The following is a 16,686-nucleotide window of genomic DNA, read 5'->3' as shown; positions in this document are numbered from 1 at the left end:
ACAGCATGTGACCACTGCGCAGGATCCCCTGGCCCCGTTGCTCGATCTTCCGGGCGTTGCCGAAGCCAGCGAGCAGGTCCGCGACGGCCTGGCCCGGGTGCATCGGCATAAGACCAACATGCGCGGCTGGCCGGTCAGCGCCGCGGAGGCGTCCCTGCGGGCGGCGCGGGCCTCGTCGGTTCTTGACGGGGGGCCCGCTGCCGTGGACGCCGACGCGACGTCCGACCCGGTGTTCGCCGGCGCGCTGCGGGTGGCCCAAGCGTTAGAAGGCGGGGAGACCGCGCTGGTCGAGGTGTGGCGCCGTGCTCCGCTGCAGGCGTTGGCCCGGTTGCACGTGTTGGCCGCCGCGGACTTGGTCGACGAGGAGCGGCTCGGTCGGCCGGAGGGCGGTGCGGCCGTGGGGCGCCGGCTGGAGATGCTGGCCGACCTGGCCACCGGGGGCACCTCGGTGGCCGCCCCGGTTTTCGCCGCGGTGGTGCACGGCGAACTTCTGACGCTGGCGCCGTTCGGCAGCGCCGATGGGGTGGTGGCCCGGGGCGCGGCCCGCCTGGTCACGATCGCCAGCGGCCTGGACCGCCATGGACTGGGCGTTCCGGAGGTGGCCTGGATGCGCAAGGCGCGCGACTACCGGCGCGCGGCGGAGGGTTTCGCGACCGGTTCGCGCGAGGGTGTCACCGGGTGGCTGCTGCTGTGTTGCGGCGCGATGCGCACCGGGGCGCTCGATGCGCTGGAGATTGCTGAGGCGGGGCGCTAAGCGCCGGTTCCAGCTACTTTGGGGGGAACAAAGCGGGCGGCGCTCCGAAGGATTCGGCTCGCCGCCCGCTAGCACGGTACACGGTTACCAGGCGTCCAACATGGGCTGCGTGGGTGGCCTCGGCGCTCCTACGGCGTTCTTCGGCTGCAGCCCCACCCAAAGGGCTGGCATCACCGATCACGTACCGGAATTACGCAGGCCCGCAACACTTCTGCCATCTTCGCGGCTATGGCTGCGCGTGGGTACCGCTTTCCGCACTCCGGAAGTACGGTTCGGGAGGTCGATCCTTCTCTTCCGGGTCGACCCTGGCCTTGCCGGCTTCCGTGGTTCCTTTGTACTACGTGACGCACGCCACAGCAAGGGGTAATAGGCGCGGCCGGCTCGCGTGTCATCGGATTGTGACCGGGGTTGTTTGCTGGCTGGTCGGTCAGGGTGCCAGCCGGCGCAACAGGGAATAGGTCAGCGCGCCGGCGGCCAGCGCGCTGATGCCCACCGCGGCGGTGGTGGCCAGTGCCGCGCCGGACGGTGCCGGGATGCGGTCCCGCAGCGACACCGGCCGAGAGAAGGTCAGCACCGGCCAGCCGTTGGCGAGCGCCTCTTTGCGCAGGGCGCGGTCGGGGTTCACCGCCGAGGGGTGACCGACTGCCTGCAGCATCGGCAGGTCGGTGATCGAGTCCGAGTAGGCGTAGCAGTGCTCGAGCGGATAGCCCTCGCGAGCGGCCAGTTCGCGGATGGCCTGCACCTTGCCTTCGCCGTAGCAGTAGAACGCGATCTCGCCGGTGTACTTGCCGTCGGCCACGACCATCCGCGTGGCCATGGCATGGGTGGCGCCGAGCGCCCGGGCGATGGGCGCCACGATCTCCTCGCCGGAGGCTGAGACCACCACGACGTCGCGGCCGCAGAGTTTGTGGTCGGCGATCAGCTCCGCCGCCTCCGCGAAGATCAGCGGGGTGACGATGTCGTGGATGGTCTCGTTGACGATCGCCTTGACCTGTTCGACGTTCCAGCCGGTGCACATGTTGGTCAGGTGGGCGCGCATCCGCTCCATCTGATCGTGGTCGGCGCCGGAAAGCAGCATCAGGAATTGCGCATAGCTCGACTTGAGAACCGTGCGGCGGTTGATCAGTCCCTGAGCCATGAAGGGTTTGCTGAAGGCCAGGGCGCTGGACTTCGCGATCACCGTCTGGTCGAGGTCCAGGAAGGCCGCTGTGCGGGTTGGCCCGGTCGCCGAGAGGGCCGGGGAGGCCGGCGCCGGCGTGGGTGGTGACTGCGGCTGCGGGGTGGGGGCGGTCACCGGCTCAGCATAGGTCCGAGCGGCCGGCCGGACCGGTGCTACGCCCGAAACAGCACTTCACACGTAGTCCGACATAATGAAAATGCTTCCAAAGTGATACTTGCGCCCCACCGCCCTGTCATGTGTATAGTGGACATCACTCGGCTTATGTCGAGGGTGTATCGGCCCGACCCCCCGGGGTTGATACGCGACGACCTCCGCCTCCTCCCCCCCTGGCGGGGGTCGTCTTTTTTCTCCGGCAATGTGTTCGCCGGGACCCCCTCTGCGCCGACTGGAACGTGTTACAGATCCGGTTTTTCATGCCATTTGTCCGGTTTTTTCCGGCAACGCTCAACCGGAGTTGTCCACAGGCGAACAATTCATCCACACACGCCTGGGATGGGGTGGCGCTGCCGGGACCCCAGCGTGACGGTGAAGCGGTGAGTTCATCCGCCGGCCTGCTGTCCCTGGTCGCCCAGGCCACCCTGCGCGACGAGGTGGACCGGGTGGCCGCGGCGGTCGGTACGCACGTCCGCCATCTCGGCGCGACCCTGCCGAGCCGCAGCACCTGGTCGGCTGCCGCGGCGGTCGTGCTCGACGAGGACGCTGCCGCCCGCTGCGGCAGGGCCCGGCTGCCGCGCCGGGCCGGCGTCATCGTGCTCACGGCCGCCCAGCCGAGCGCGGCGTCCTGGCGAACCGGCGTCGCCGTCGGCGCGCAACGGGTCCTGGCGCTGCCCGCCGAGGGCAACGAGTTGGTGGCTGCGCTGGCCGAGGCCGGTGAGTCGGCCGGTGACGGGCACGGCCGCGGTGCCGTCGTCGCGGTGATCGGCGCATGCGGGGGAGCAGGAACCTCGCTGCTGGCCACGGCGTTGGCGCAGCGCGCCGGCGCTGCGCTGTTGATCGATCTGGACACCAGCGGCGCCGGCATCGACCTGCTGGCGGGTACCGAGAATGCCGCCGGCCTGCGCTGGAGCGACTTGGCTCAGCACAGCGGACGACTGACCTGGCCGGCACTGCGTGCGGCGCTACCCCGCCGGCACGGAGTCAGTGTGCTGTCGGGCCCGGGCCGCGGCCACCGCGCCGCGCAAGGGCCGGACGCCGAATCCGGGGCCCTCGACGCCGTCATCGACGCGGGCCGTCGCGGCGGGGTCACCGTCATCTGCGATCTGCCCCGGGCGCTGGCCGAACCCACCGAGACTGCCCTGAGCCTCGCCGACCTCGTCGCCGTGGTCAGCCCGTGCGACGTGCGGGCGTGCGCGGCCGGCGCGGCGATCGCACCCCGGCTGCGGGCACTGAACCCCAACGTCGGCGTGGTGGTACGCGGCCCGGCGCCCGGCGGCCTCCGGGCCGACGACGTGGCCCAGATCCTCGGACTGCCCCTGTTGGCCGCGATGCGGGCCGAGCCAGGCCTTGCCGAGCGGCTCGAGCACGCCGGTCTGCGGCTGCAGCGCCGCTCCGCGCTGGCGGTGGCCGCCGGGCGGGTTCTGGAAGCGCTGCCGCAGCGCAAGGACGTGGTCACGTGCCGGACTCGCTGATAGACCGGGTCCGCGAACGGCTGGCCGCCGAGGCCGGAGAGCCCTCGGCGTTGCGTCCCCAGGCCGTTGCCGCTGCCCTGCGGGCCGAGTCGGGCGGCGTGCTCGGCGACACCGAGATGCTGGCCAGCCTGCGGATCTTGCAGACCGAGCTGACCGGAGCCGGGGTGCTCGAACCGCTGCTGTGTGCGGCGGGAACCACCGACGTGCTGGTCACCGCACCCGATGCCGTGTGGGTCGACGACGGCGCGGGCTTGCGGCGCACCGAGATCCGTTTCCCCGACGAAGCGGCGGTGCGCCGGCTGGCCCAACGCCTGGCGGTGGCCGCCGGGCGCCGGCTCGACGACGCCCAGCCGTGGGTCGACGGGCAGCTGCGCGGCATCGGAACCGGCGAGTTCGCCGTGCGCCTGCACGCGATCCTGCCGCCCCTCGCCGCCGGTGGCACGTGCCTTTCCCTGCGGGTGCTGCGGCCGGCCACCCAGAACCTCGCCGCGTTGATCGCCGCGGGGGCCATCGCGCCGGCCGCGGCGGCCCTGCTCGCCGACATCATCGACGGCCGCTTGGCGTTCCTGATCTCCGGCGGCACCGGCGCCGGAAAAACCACGATGTTGGCCGCCCTGCTCGGGGCGGTAGACGAGCGCGAGCGGCTGGTCTGCGTCGAGGACGCACCGGAACTGCTGCCCCGGCATCCGCATCTGGTCAGGCTGGTGGCGCGCGCGCCGAACGTTGAAGGCATCGGCGAGGTGGGGCTGCGCGAACTGGTCCGGCAGGCGCTGCGGATGCGGCCGGACCGGTTGGTGGTCGGCGAGGTTCGCGGTGCCGAAGTGGTCGACCTGCTCGCCGCCTTGAACACCGGCCACGAAGGAGGTGCGGGAACAGTGCACGCCAACCGTCCCAGCGACGTGCCCGCCCGGCTGGAAGCCCTCGCCGCCCTGGGCGGCCTGGACCGGTCGGGCCTGCACAGCCAGTTGGCGGCAGCCGTCCAGGTGGTGCTGCACGTCGCGCGCGGCGGCGACGGCCAGCGGCGCCTCACCGACATCGCGGTGCTGCGCCGCAGTTCAGCCGGCCTGGTGCAGGCCGAACCGGTGTGGCAGGCCGACCGCGGGCTGACCGGCCACGCCGCCGAACTCCGGGCTCTGCTGCGCGATCGGCGCGCCGCATGACCGGCCCGGCGACCGCCGCACTTGCGCTGGCCGCGGCGGCACTGCTCGGTGCTTCGCCGCGCCGCCGTCTCGCGGCGACCGGCCGCCCGGGCGGCCGGTTCGCCGAGACGGCCGGCCGCTGGAGCGTGCTCGGGGTGGCCGCCGGCGCCGGGGTGGCGGCCACCCTGGTCCTGCCGCCCTGCGCGTGGCTGGCCGGAGCCGTGTTCGGAATCACCGCCGCCGTGCGCCGGCGCCGCCACCTGCGGCGCCGCCGAGCGAGTGCGGAATCACGCGCCCTGGAAACCGCGCTCGATGCCCTGGTCGGTGAGTTGCGCGTGGGAGCGCATCCGGTGCGGGCCTTCGCCGTCGGCGCCGCGGAAGCCGGCCACCGTGTGGTGGCCGCCGGCCTGGGCGGCGTCGCGGCCCGGGCCCGGTTGGGCGCCGACGTCGCGACCGGCCTGCGCGATGCCGCCGCAGCCTCGGCGCTGCCCGCACAGTGGGAACGGCTCGCCGCGTATTGGCAACTCGGCGAACAGCACGGCCTGGCGATCGCGGCCCTGATGCAAGCCGCGCAACGCGACATCACCGCCCGGCACAGGTTCTCGGCGCGCGCCGAAGCCGGTATGGCCGGGGCCCGCGCCTCGGCGGCACTCTTGGCCGGCCTGCCGGTGCTCGGAGTGGTGCTGGGCCAGCTGATCGGAGCCCGACCGATCGGATATCTGCTGGGCGCCGGCGGCGGCGGCACGCTCACGCTGATCGGGGTGAGCCTGGTGTGCGCCGGGCTGTTGTGGTCTGACCGGATCACCGCAGGTGCCGGCGCATGACCACGGCCGCGCTCCTGCTGGCAGCGGCAGTGCTGGCCGCCGCCGGCCCGCAGACGGCCCGGTCGCGGGTCGCGCCCCGCCCGGGCAGCGGCCGGCCGGCCCCGAGGGGCCCGGGGATCGACGCGCTGGCGCTCGCCGCGGACATGGACGTGTTCGCCCTGTGCCTGACCGCGGGCATGTCGGTGTCCGGCGCGGCGGCAGCCACCGCTGCGCACGCGCCGCCGCCGTTGGCGCAGGCGTTGCGCCGCGGCGCGGATCTGCTGGCGTTGGGTGCCGAACCGCGCATTGCCTGGTCGGCGCCAGGCGGTCCGGCCGGCGCGGCAATCGACCCGGTCGTCGCGGCGGTGCTGCGCCTGGCCCGCCGGTCGGGGTCATCGGGTACCGCGCTGGCCGCCGGGCTCGGCCAACTCGCCGCGCAGTGCCGAGCAGAGGCCTCCGACAGGGCTACCGCCGCCGCGGAGCGAGCCGCGGTGCTGATTGCCGGGCCACTCGGGCTGTGCTTCCTGCCCGCGTTCGTATGCCTGGGCATCGTGCCGGTGGTGGCCGGCCTGGCCGGCGACGTACTGCGGTCGGGCTTGCTGTGATCGCCACCGCGACAGACCTGAAGAGGAAACCGATGAAGGAGGATCTGTGAGAACACCGGTAGTGCAGGCACGCAACAGGTTCCGCATCATCGCGCTGAGGATGGCGCTGCTGGCGTCCGACGAATCCGGGATGTCCACGGTGGAGTACGCGATCGGGACGATCGCCGCCGCGGCGTTCGGCGCGATTCTTTACGCCGTGGTGACCGGCGATTCGATCGTGTCGGCATTGAGCCGTGTCATCGGGCGTGCGCTGAACACCAAGGTCTGAAGGGCCGTGACCGGCCGTGCGCGCCTTGGGCGGGACACCGGCGCCAGCACCGCCGAGGCGGCGTTCGCGTTGGCGGCCCTGGTTTCGGCGCTGGTGCTGTCCCTGGCCGGGATCAGCGCGGTGTCGGCCCAGGTGCGGTGCATCGACGCGGCGCGGGAAGCCGCCCGGCTGGCGGCCCGCGGCGACACCCCGGCGGCCGCAGCGGTGGCGCGGCAGATCGCTCCGGCCGGCGCGACGATCCGGCTGCGCACCGAGGGCGACGTGGTGGTCGCGATGGTCACCGCGCGACCGGTTCTGTTGCCGGGCTTGGCGATCACCGCCGAGGCGATCTCGGTGGCCGAGCCGGTGGGGTGAGGCAGGCGGGGCTACCGTGGCCGCCGCTGGCATGGTCGCGGTGCTGCTCAGCGTCACCGGCGGCGGCGTTCTGCTCGGCTCGGCGGTGATCGCCCGGCATCAAGCGCAGGCAATCGCCGACCTGGCCGCGCTGACCGGTGCGGCATCGGCTCCCGGCGGTCCCGTGACCGCCTGTGCGCAGGCCGGCGCGCTGGCCCGTCGGATGCACGCCGCCGAGATCAGCTGCACCACAGACGGACTCGATGTGGTGGTCGTCATCGCGATACCGGTTCCCGCGTGGCGCCTCGGGTCCGCCCGTGCAGCGGCCCGCGCGGGGCCGCCCGATTGAGGGGCCACGGCGGTCGCCGGTGCGCGGGCGCGACCGCTAAGGCGCGTCGAGCGCGTAACGCGTCCCGGAGCTTTCCGCATCGTGCCCCGCCTCGGCGAGCTCGGCGGCGGTGGGCAGGCGCAGTGCGATCAGCCCGGCAACCGTGTCCGCATCGAGCTCCACCCGGTTGACGGTGACGTGGACCGGCGCCCAGCCCCCGTCCGCCTGGCGCAGGCGCAGCACTCCGCTCACCGGTGACTGCGACCGGGACAGCGTGCTCTCCATGCAGGCGATCTGCGCGTGGTCATCGGGGTGAACCCGTGGCACGCCCGCGGGGCTGCGCCAGTCGTAGAACGGGCACGGGTCGTCCAGCCACTTCAGCAACCGCCGGTTGGACAGATCGACCATGGCCCGGTGCACGCCCGGCTGCGCCAGGGCGCGCAGAATCTGTTGAGCCAGGAAGTCCGGGCGCTGCACCGAGCCGTCGAACTGGGCCCGCCAGTTCATTCCGCGTGTCACCAGATGCTCACGCCCGCCGACGGTTTCGCGTGCGGTGCGAACCACGAACCCCACCCGGATCAAGTCGCCGTGATAATCGGTGACATCCCAACTGCTGCAGATGCTCTGGCCGGGCTCGGCGCGGATCGCCAACGCCAGCACCTTGTTCTCATTGGGGCTGAACTCGCGGGTGGGCAGTTCCTCGACGAAGGCCCGATCCTGGGTGGCCTCCACGTCCGGGTCCTTGCCGCTGTTGGCCAGGGATTCGCGGGTGTCGGTGGCCACCCCCAGAGTCAGGTCCCACTTCAAGGGGCCGGGGATGGGCCGCTCGGACGGTTCGGTGTCCGCCGGCCCGGCCCACACGTGGATGCCGTGCACGCGGCCGTCGGACATCACCACGGGTTCGGTGCGGATGACCCGATCGCGTCGCGGTGTGATGCTGGCCAGACTCTGCCCGCTGCGCGCCGATTCCGCGATCGCGGTCTGGATCGCCGCCAGGTGAGGGCTGCGCCGCAGGAACTGGGTGAGCGGTACCAGGTTCTTGAGCTGGCGACCCTGTGCGACGACTGACGGTTCACTTCCGAGCGTCTCCACCAGCAGCCAATCGCGCGTCATAATCGAAAATAGTACGACTAGCGTGGCTTTACCTGCGCTATTAGCGAACTATTTTCCTACTTCTGCGTAAGTATCACACCGTCCGCCGCTCGTCCGAGTTGCACAGCGTCCGGCGCAGGCGGTAACTTAGCAGCGCATCCGGTATCTGCCGGATTGGGAGCGGATCGCTTTTCTCGACCGTTCGTCTTACTGTCCCGCTTGTTCTTGCGTGGTGACGCCTGCGCGGCGCCACTGTCGGGTGAGGGCTCGGGGGAGTCGGCCGTTCGGGGGGTCGGCCGACTCCCAGAGTCACCCGGTGGGACCGTCGAGCGCGCCCAGCACCAGGCGCAGCACACGTACCGCGCCGTCCTTGTCCAAGGGATCGTTTCCGTTGCCGCACTTGGGCGATTGCACGCACGAAGGACAACCATGCGGGCATTCGCAGGATTCAATGGCCTCCGCGGTGGCGGTCAGCCAGGTCGCCGCAGCGCGGAACCCCCGCTCGGCGAAACCCGCCCCGCCCGGATGGCCGTCGTAGACGAAGACGCTGGGCAGGCTGCCCAGCGAGTCGGGTCCCAGGGCGGTGGACAGTCCGCCGATGTCGCCGCGGTCGCAGCTGGCCACCAGGGGCAGCAGGCCGATGGCCGCATGTTCGGCGGCGTGCAACGCCCCGGGGATGGCGTTCTCGGCGACTCCGCAGTCGGCCAGCGCCTGGGGGGTGATGCTGTAGACCACCGCCGTGGTCGGCAGCGTCGCCGGGGGCACGTCCAGGTCGATGAAGTCCAGCACCTCCCCGGTCGGTAGCCGCCGGAGATATCCGACGATCTGCCGGGTCACCGTCACCGGCAGCAGGCCGAGGCTGACCGGCCCGAACCAGGCGCGTTCGCCCTCGCCGGTCACGGCGATGTCGGTGATCTCGCGAGCGAAGGTGGCGTAACCCGGGTCCTCGGCGTGCACGAACGCGATCTGCCGCTCGGTGTCGAGTGAATCGACCAGATAACTCTCGCCCTGATGCAAATACACCGCGCCGGTGTGCACCGTCGCGGGCGCCTGCCCGGCGTCGACGCCACCCAGCAGCCGGCCGGTGTCGGCCTCCACGATCGCGACCTGACCACCGGCCGAGCCGCGGATCTCCACCGCGGCATGCGGCTCGAGTCCGGGGGCGGGGAAGTAGCGGTCGGATCGCCGCCGCAACAGCCCGTCGGCCACCAGGGCGTCGGCCACCTGCTCGGCCCCCAGCCGGGCCACTTCGCGGGCCGTCAGCGGCAATTCGGCGGCAGCGCACAGCAGCTGCGGCCCCAACACATACGGGTTGGCCGGATCGATCACCACCTGCTCGATGGGCCGGCCCAGCAGCGCCTCGGGGTGGTGCACCAGATAGGTGTCCAGGGGGTCGTCGCGGGCGACCAGCACGATCAGCGCCGTCTGACCCCGCCGGCCCGATCGGCCGGCCTGCTGCCAGAACGACGTCACGGTGCCCGGAAACCCGGCGATCACCACCGCGTCCAACCCGGCGATGTCCACTCCGAGCTCCAAGGCGTTGGTGGTGGCCAGGCCGTACAACTGACCGTCGGCCAATGCGCGCTCCAGGGCGCGGCGATCCTCGGCCAGATACCCCGCGCGGTAAGAGGCGACCTTGCCGGCCAGGGCCGGGGCGATCGACTCCAACCGGGTGCGCGCCGCGAGCGCGGTCAGTTCCGCGCCCCGCCGCGACCGCACGAAGGTCAGGGTGCGGGCCCCCTCGGCGATCAGGTCGGCCATCACGCGGGCTGCCTCGCTACCGGCGGCGCGGCGCACCGGCGCGCCGTTCTCACCGGTCAGGTCGGTGCGCAGGGCCGGCTCCCACAGGGCCACCGTCCGGGCCCCGTGCGGCGAGCCGTCCTCGGTGACCTCGGCGACGGGTTGCCCGATCAGCGCGGACGCGCTGGCGCCCGGAGCCGCCGTGGTGGCACTGGCGAAGATCACCGTCGGGCCCGCGGGCAGCGTGGCCCCCGGCGGGGCGTACCGCTCGCACAGGCGCAGCAGCCGTCGCAGCACCATCGCGACGTGCGATCCGAAGATCCCCCGGTAGTAGTGGCATTCGTCGACGATCACGAACCGCAGCCCGCGCAGGAACGCTGCCCAGCGAGTGTGGTTGCGCAGCAGCGACAGATGAATCATGTCCGGATTGGAGAACACCCAGCGGGACCGCTCGCGGGCGAACCGGCGGATCTCGGCGGCGCTGTCGCCGTCGTAGGCCACCGGTGCCACGGCGCCGCCCGCAGCGCACAGGCGCGGAATCGCCGTGGTCAGCGCGTTCGCCGTGCGCAGCTGATCGTGGCCCAGCGCCTTGGTCGGCGACAGATAGAGCGCCCGGGCACGGGGATCGGCCGCCAGGGCCTGCAGTACCGGCAGCTGGTAGGCCAGGGATTTCCCCGACGCGGTGCCGGTGCTGATCACCACATGACGTCCGGCGTGTGCCAGATCGGCGGCCGCCGACTGGTGCGACCACAGGGCCTCGATCCCGCGCCCGGTGAAGGCGGCGACCACATCGGGATCGGCCCAGTCCGGCCAGCCGCACGCACGGCCTGACGATGCCGGCAGGTTGGCGACGTGACGCAGCGGATCTTCTCCCGCCTCGACCCCGGCGAGCGCGGAGGCCAGCAATTCGCCGCCGAAATTCGCCGTCATATGTCACTTCCTCCATTGCCCGCTGCCATTGCCCGCCGCCGTATTGTTCACCCTTCGGCCGAAATTTCGGCACCGCAGTCTGTCCTCAGGGCGATGAACGTGGTTGACTGATGGACGGTCGTAGCTTCTGTGTTCGTGTTAAGCCTTCGCAGGATCTGTGGTTGCGGCCGCAGTACCCGCGGGGGACGTCAGTGGCAGCACCGACCGACCGCCAGGGTAGGGCGGTCGGAACAGGCCCGGGGCAGCGAAAATCGGTGCCCCGAACAACGGTGTGCACTGCACCGGGCAAGAAGAGTAAGGAAAGATCGACAAATGCCACAGGGAACTGTGAAGTGGTTCAACGCAGAGAAGGGCTTCGGCTTCATCGCGCCCGAGGACGGGTCGGCGGACGTCTTTGTCCACTACACGGAAATCCAAGGGTCCGGCTTTCGCACCCTCGAGGAAAACCAGCGGGTGGAGTTCGAGGTCGGACAGAGCCCTAAGGGCCCCCAGGCCACGGGCGTCCGCTCCATCTAAGCCACTGGATTCGACGACACCCCCCGGGCAGCTCCCGCGAACGGAGCACCGCCGGGGGGTTTCGTTTCGGGCGGGTCGGGCCGCAAAGCCCGACCCGGAGGCCGCCGGACGGTCGACCGGCTTACTGTCGGTGACGTGAGCCAGCTTTCCTTCTTCTCGGCCGAGTCGGTGCCGCCCAGCGTCGCCGACCTCACCGGGGTGCTGGCTGGTCCGGGGCAGATCGTCGTGTCGGGGGACGGCGCGCGGGTCTCGGTTGTGGTCGAAGCTCAATGGCGAGCGGCGGCCCTGGCCGAGTTGATCGAGGAGGCCGGTCTACGGCCCGAAGTCACCCGCACCGACGAAGACACCCCGCTGGTGCGGACCGCGGTCGACCCGAGGTTGCGTGCTTTGGCTTCGGCGTGGACCCGCGGGGCGGTCAAGACCGTTCCGCCGCAATGGCTGCCGGGTCCGCGTGAATTGCGGGCGTGGACGCTGGCGGCGGGAACCGCGGAAGGCGACCGGTACCTGCTCGGGCTCGACCCGCACGCGCCGGACACCTTCGCGCCGTTGGCCTCGGCCCTGATGCGGGCTGGGATCGCGCCCACGCTGATCGGCAGCCGTGGGGGCCGCCCGGCGTTGCGGATCACCGGCCGGCGCCGGTTGATGCGACTGGTCGAAAACGTCGGGGAATCGCCCCCAGACCCCGACGCATTGAGTCAGTGGCCGCGTGTCGGAGCCGTCATCCCGGGCCACGCGGACGGGTTTTGAGAGAATGCACTGCGCAGCGCCAGTTTGCATCGGCACGGGAGTGAGTGCGAGATTGTCAGTTGTCCGCCACCGGCGGCGTGACGTGGCGGTGCGGACAGAAGTGGAGTGTAAGCGCAGTTGGCTGACCCCGGCCGCAACGGCGGCACAAGTTCACCCGTGCGGCGGCTCGTCATTGTCGAGTCGCCCACCAAGGCACGGAAAATTGCGGGCTACCTGGGCAGTAACTATGTAGTCGAGTCCTCGCGGGGGCACATTCGGGACCTGCCGCGCAATGCCGCCGATGTGCCGGCGAAGTACAAGACCGAACCCTGGGCGCGCCTGGGTGTCAATGTCGACGCCGACTTCGAACCGCTCTACATCGTGAGCCCCGATAAGAAGAGCACCGTCACCGAGCTCAAGGGTCTGCTCAAGGACGTCGACGAGCTCTACCTGGCCACCGATGGTGACCGGGAGGGCGAGGCGATCGCCTGGCACCTGCTGGAGACGCTCAAACCGCGCATTCCGGTCAAACGGATGGTGTTCCACGAGATCACCGAGCCGGCGATCCGCAACGCCGCGGAGAACCCGCGCGACCTGGACATCGACCTGGTGGACGCCCAGGAGACCCGGCGCGTGCTGGACCGGCTGTACGGCTACGAGGTCAGCCCCGTGCTGTGGAAGAAGGTCGCGCCGAAGCTGTCGGCCGGCCGGGTCCAGTCGGTGGCCACCCGCATCATCGTGCAGCGCGAACGCGAGCGGATGGCGTTCCGCAGCGCCTCCTACTGGGACGTGGTGGCTCAACTGGACGCCAGCGTCTCCGACCCCACTGCCTCGCCGCCCATCTTCACCGCCCGACTGGTCGCCGTGGACGACCTCCGGGTGGCCAGCGGTCGTGATTTCGACTCGCTGGGGGCACTGCGCAAGCCCACCGAGGTGCGGGTGCTCGACGAAGCGGCGGCCACCGCACTGGCGGCCGGGCTGGCCGGTGCATCCCTGTCGGTGACGTCGGTGGAGGAAAAGCCCTACACCCGGCGGCCCTACGCACCCTTCATGACCTCGACGTTGCAGCAGGAAGCCGGCCGCAAAATGCGGTTCTCCGCCGAACGGACGATGAGCATCGCCCAGCGGCTCTACGAGAACGGCTACATCACCTATATGCGTACCGACTCGACCACGCTGTCGCAGTCGGCAATCGACGCCGCGCGCACCCAGGCCCGTCAGCTCTACGGCGAGGAGTACGTCTCGCCGTCGCCGCGGCAGTACACCCGCAAGGTCAAGAACGCCCAGGAAGCCCACGAGGCGATCCGGCCGGCCGGCGAGACGTTCGCCACCCCCGACGCGGTGCGCAACGAACTGGGCAGCGACGAGTTCCGGCTCTACGAGCTGATCTGGCAGCGCACCGTCGCCTCGCAGATGGCCGACGCCCGCGGCACGACGCTGAGCCTGCGGATCGGCGGCCAATCGCGCGACAAGCAGGTGACGTTCGCCGCCAGCGGCCGGACCATCACCTTCCCGGGCTTCCTCAAGGCCTACGTGGAGACCGTCGACGAGTTGGCCGGCGGTGAAGCCGACGACGCGGAGCGGCGGCTGCCGCAGTTGACCCAGGGGCAGCGGGTGGACGCCGCCGAGGCCACCCCGGATGGCCACGCCACCAACCCGCCGGCGCGCTACACCGAGGCGTCGCTGGTCAAGTCGCTCGAGGAGTTGGGCATCGGCCGGCCGTCGACCTACTCCTCGATCATCAAGACCATCCAAGACCGCGGCTACGTCTACAAGAAGGGCAGCGCGCTGGTCCCGACCTGGGTGGCGTTCGCCGTCATCGGGCTGCTCGAACAGCATTTCGGCCGGCTTGTCGACTACGACTTCACCGCGGCGATGGAAGACGAACTCGACGGGATCGCCGCGGGGCGTCAGCGCCGTGTCGACTGGCTGCACAACTTCTACTTCGGTGGCGACTACGGGGTCGAGGACTCCATCGCCCGGGCCGGGGGACTCAAGAAGCTGGTCGGGGTGAACCTGGAGGGCATCGACGCCCGTGAGATCAACTCGATCCGGCTGTTCGACGACGCGCAGGGCAGGCCGATCTATGTGCGGGTGGGCAAGAACGGCCCCTACCTGGAGCGCATGGTCACCGGCGACGACGGCGAGCCGACCCCGCAGCGGGCCAACCTGGACGACTCCCTGCCGCCCGACGAACTGACCCTGGCGCTGGCCGAAGAACGCTTCGCCACCCCGCAAGAGGGCCGATCGCTGGGCATCGACCCCGACAGCGGTCACGAGATCGTCGCCAAGGACGGCCGCTACGGCCCCTACGTCACCGAAGTTCTGCCGCCGCCCCCGGACGACGAGTCCGGCGCGACGGCCAAGAAGGGGAAGAAGCCGACCGGTCCGAAGCCGCGCACCGGCTCGCTGCTGCGCAGCATGAGTCTGGACACCGTGACGCTCGAGGATGCGCTGAAGCTGCTCTCGTTGCCGCGGGTGGTGGGCGTCGATCCCGAGTCCGGCGACGAGATCACCGCACAGAACGGTCGCTATGGGCCGTACCTCAAGCGCGGCACCGATTCCCGGTCGCTGGCGAGCGAGGAGCAGATCTTCGACATCTCCCTGGAGGAGGCGCTGAAGATCTACGCCGAGCCCAAACGCAGGGGGCGCCAGTCCGCGGCGGCTCCGCCGCTGCGCGAGCTCGGTGCCGACCCCGCGAGCGGCAAGCCGATGGTGATCAAGGACGGCCGGTTCGGTCCGTACGTGACCGACGGCGAGACCAACGCCAGCCTGCGCAAGGGCGATGAGGTGGCTTCGATCACCGATGGGCGTGCCGCCGAGCTGCTCGCCGATCGGCGGGCGCGGGGCCCGGTCAAGAAGGCTGCGAAGAAGGCCGTCCGCAAGGCGCCTGCGAAAAAGGCGCCCGCGAAGAAGGCAACCGCCAAGAAGGCCGCCAAGCGCTGATTCAGTCGGCGGCTGCCGAGGCCTCGGCGTCTTCGGCCGGGATGGTTTCCAGCGTTGCCAGGTTCAACGGCCGTGCCAGCTGCGTCGGTACGGTGCGTCCGCGCAGTTCGACGATCTCGCCGACCTCCCAGCACAACGCCTCGGCGTCCACCGCGCCGCTGACCGCGACCGCCGACGCCAGCACGTGGCCGTCGTCCAACTTCGCCAGTTCGGTCAGCCGGGCGGCCTCGTTGACCGGGTCGCCGATCACGGTGTACTCGAAACGGGCCCGGGCGCCGATGTGCCCGGCGATCGCCCGCCCGGCCGACACCCCGATGCCGAACTCCTCGGAACCGAGCACCGGCAGCAGGCCGTCGTGCAGCTCGCGGGCCGCCGCCAGGGCGGCACTGGAGGCGTCCGGGTGCTCGATGGGCGCACCGAAGATGGCCAGTGCGGCATCACCCTGGAACTTGTTGACGAAACCGCCATGGCGCCCCACCGCTTCGACCACCACCCGGAAGAACTCGTTGAGCAGGTTGACGACCTCGCTGGGCGGCCGGGTGGCGGCCAGCTGCGTGGAACCCACCAGGTCGATGAACAGCACCGCCACGTCGCGTTCCTGGCCGCCCAATTCGGTGCCGCGCTCCAGGGCACGCCGGGCCACATCCTCGCCCACATAGCGCCCGAACAGGTCGCGCAGCCGCTGCCGCTCGGCGAGGTCGCGCACCATGTCGTTGAAACCGGCCTGCAGCAGGCCCAGCTCGCTGGCGTCATAGATCTGCATGTGCGCGTTGTAGTTGCCGCGCTGCACCTCGCCCAGCGCCCACCGCAACTGTCGCAGCGGGTCGGCGATCGACATGGACACCAGGACGGTGCCGGCCAGCCCGATGACTAGGGCGGCCAGTGCCATCAGCAGGATCGGGGTGAACAACTTGTCCGGTGAGGCGTTGAGCAGGGATGCCTTGCCGGCCAACACCGACAGCACGATCGCCAGCACCGGCACGCCCGTGGACAGCAGCCAGGTCAGCAGCTGGCGGAGGATGACACCGGGTGCCCGCAGGTTCTCCGGGGTGCCGTCGCGCAGGGCGGCGACGGCCACCGGCCGCAGCACCCGCTCGGACTGCAGGTAGCCGATGATCGCGGTGGCCGCTGCCCCCAGGGCCGTGGCGGTGACCACCACGGGCACGACGTGGTGCACCACCGGCCAGCTGATGGCGACGAACACCACCCCGCCCACCGCCCAGTAGCCGATGCTGATCAAGGACCGGTAGAACGGCATCCGCAGCGCCCGGGATCGCGCCAGTTCGGTGTCCGCGGGATCGGAGTCGCCATGGGTGTCCAGATCGGCCAGCAGCGCCTCCCGGCGCTGCCAGCGGAACACCGGCATCAGCAACGCGGTGCTGATCGAAAAGCCGAGCCCGAACAGGAACAACAGCACGACGCCGAAGAGCACCAGATTCAGCCGCGGCAGGTCCTGCAGGTTGATCCGGTCCTCGTCGGGCAGGCCGAACCGCAGGAAGCCGAACACGAACAGTGCGCCGATGATGTCGGCCTGCAGCATGCTCAGCGTGAAAACGGGCCAGGGTGTGCGCACAACCCAGCGGACGAATCGCTCGATCCGCCCGACCAGGGTCGTGGTGCTCACCAGCACACCGTATCGGGCGAGACGAGGAATGACCGAGGCTGATGGCGTTGGCATGTCCGGTTCAGGCACTACTG

At 70.9% G+C, this 16,686-nt stretch carries 15 protein-coding genes; 11 read left to right on the top strand and 4 right to left on the bottom strand.

Features of this window, described 5'->3' with window-relative positions; all coding sequences use genetic code 11:
- Nucleotides 1-7 precede the first annotated feature (7 nt).
- A complete protein-coding gene (locus G6N14_RS15940; RefSeq protein WP_085134200.1) occupies nt 8-754 on the top strand; it encodes an oxidoreductase in 747 nt (248 codons plus the stop codon).
- A 427-nt stretch (nt 755-1,181) separates the two neighbouring features.
- Here the strand turns inward: G6N14_RS15940 and G6N14_RS15935 are convergent, their stop codons facing one another.
- Nucleotides 1,182-1,952, bottom strand: a complete 771-nt coding sequence (locus tag G6N14_RS15935) for an HAD-IB family hydrolase (RefSeq protein ID WP_234808792.1) — start codon at nt 1,950-1,952, stop codon at nt 1,182-1,184.
- A 542-nt stretch (nt 1,953-2,494) separates the two neighbouring features.
- Here G6N14_RS15935 and ssd point away from each other — a divergent pair.
- The 7 genes from ssd (at nt 2,495) to G6N14_RS15900 (ending at nt 7,059) form a co-directional block, all read left to right on the top strand.
- Nucleotides 2,495-3,562: a septum site-determining protein Ssd gene (ssd, locus tag G6N14_RS15930; protein WP_407663172.1), complete on the top strand. Its 1,068-nt coding sequence runs from the start codon at nt 2,495-2,497 to the stop codon at nt 3,560-3,562.
- Nucleotides 3,547-4,722 (top strand): TadA family conjugal transfer-associated ATPase, encoded by a 1,176-nt coding sequence (locus G6N14_RS15925; protein WP_085134081.1) that lies wholly within the window; start codon nt 3,547-3,549, stop codon nt 4,720-4,722. The genes ssd and G6N14_RS15925 overlap by 16 nt, the downstream gene beginning before the upstream one ends.
- The gene (locus G6N14_RS15920; RefSeq protein WP_085134080.1) at nt 4,719-5,525 is read left to right on the top strand and encodes a type II secretion system F family protein; all 807 of its coding nucleotides are present in this window, start codon (nt 4,719-4,721) and stop codon (nt 5,523-5,525) included. Before G6N14_RS15925 ends, G6N14_RS15920 begins: the two co-directional genes overlap by 4 nt.
- The gene (locus G6N14_RS15915) at nt 5,522-6,109 is read left to right on the top strand and encodes a type II secretion system F family protein (RefSeq protein WP_085134079.1); all 588 of its coding nucleotides are present in this window, start codon (nt 5,522-5,524) and stop codon (nt 6,107-6,109) included. Before G6N14_RS15920 ends, G6N14_RS15915 begins: the two co-directional genes overlap by 4 nt.
- A 100-nt stretch (nt 6,110-6,209) precedes the next feature.
- The gene (locus G6N14_RS15910; protein WP_085134197.1) at nt 6,210-6,377 is read left to right on the top strand and encodes a DUF4244 domain-containing protein; all 168 of its coding nucleotides are present in this window, start codon (nt 6,210-6,212) and stop codon (nt 6,375-6,377) included.
- 6 nt (nt 6,378-6,383) lie between these two features.
- Nucleotides 6,384-6,731: a TadE family type IV pilus minor pilin gene (locus G6N14_RS15905; protein WP_109559666.1), complete on the top strand. Its 348-nt coding sequence runs from the start codon at nt 6,384-6,386 to the stop codon at nt 6,729-6,731.
- Nucleotides 6,732-6,747: 16 nt separating this feature from the next.
- The gene (locus G6N14_RS15900; RefSeq protein ID WP_163787199.1) at nt 6,748-7,059 is read left to right on the top strand and encodes an Rv3654c family TadE-like protein; all 312 of its coding nucleotides are present in this window, start codon (nt 6,748-6,750) and stop codon (nt 7,057-7,059) included.
- 36 nt (nt 7,060-7,095) lie between these two features.
- Here the strand turns inward: G6N14_RS15900 and G6N14_RS15895 are convergent, their stop codons facing one another.
- Nucleotides 7,096-8,151: a PAS domain-containing protein gene (locus tag G6N14_RS15895; protein WP_085134078.1), complete on the bottom strand. Its 1,056-nt coding sequence runs from the start codon at nt 8,149-8,151 to the stop codon at nt 7,096-7,098.
- 288 nt (nt 8,152-8,439) lie between these two features.
- Nucleotides 8,440-10,800 (bottom strand): DNA 3'-5' helicase SftH, encoded by a 2,361-nt coding sequence (locus G6N14_RS15890; RefSeq protein WP_085134077.1) that lies wholly within the window; start codon nt 10,798-10,800, stop codon nt 8,440-8,442.
- A gap of 312 nt (nt 10,801-11,112) precedes the next feature.
- Between G6N14_RS15890 and G6N14_RS15885 the strand changes: the two genes are divergently transcribed.
- The 3 genes from G6N14_RS15885 to topA all read left to right on the top strand — a co-directional run bounded on the left by G6N14_RS15885 (nt 11,113) and on the right by topA (nt 14,988).
- The gene (locus G6N14_RS15885; RefSeq protein ID WP_003925183.1) at nt 11,113-11,316 is read left to right on the top strand and encodes a cold-shock protein; all 204 of its coding nucleotides are present in this window, start codon (nt 11,113-11,115) and stop codon (nt 11,314-11,316) included.
- Between the two features lie 135 nt (nt 11,317-11,451).
- A complete protein-coding gene (locus G6N14_RS15880; RefSeq protein WP_085134076.1) occupies nt 11,452-12,063 on the top strand; it encodes a hypothetical protein in 612 nt (203 codons plus the stop codon).
- Between the two features lie 117 nt (nt 12,064-12,180).
- Nucleotides 12,181-14,988: a type I DNA topoisomerase gene (gene topA, locus G6N14_RS15875; protein WP_085134075.1), complete on the top strand. Its 2,808-nt coding sequence runs from the start codon at nt 12,181-12,183 to the stop codon at nt 14,986-14,988.
- A gap of 1 nt (nt 14,989) precedes the next feature.
- On the opposite strand, the gene G6N14_RS15870 is transcribed toward topA, so the two are convergent.
- A complete protein-coding gene (locus tag G6N14_RS15870) occupies nt 14,990-16,666 on the bottom strand; it encodes an adenylate/guanylate cyclase domain-containing protein (RefSeq protein WP_109559665.1) in 1,677 nt (558 codons plus the stop codon).
- Between the last annotated feature and the right edge of the window lie 20 nt (nt 16,667-16,686).

The sequence above is a fragment of the Mycolicibacter hiberniae genome (genome assembly GCF_010729485.1).
Lineage (GTDB): Bacteria > Actinomycetota > Actinomycetes > Mycobacteriales > Mycobacteriaceae > Mycobacterium > Mycobacterium hiberniae.
The sequence above is the reverse complement of the archived record's forward strand: the minus strand, read 5'-3'. Positions and strand labels throughout refer to the sequence as shown.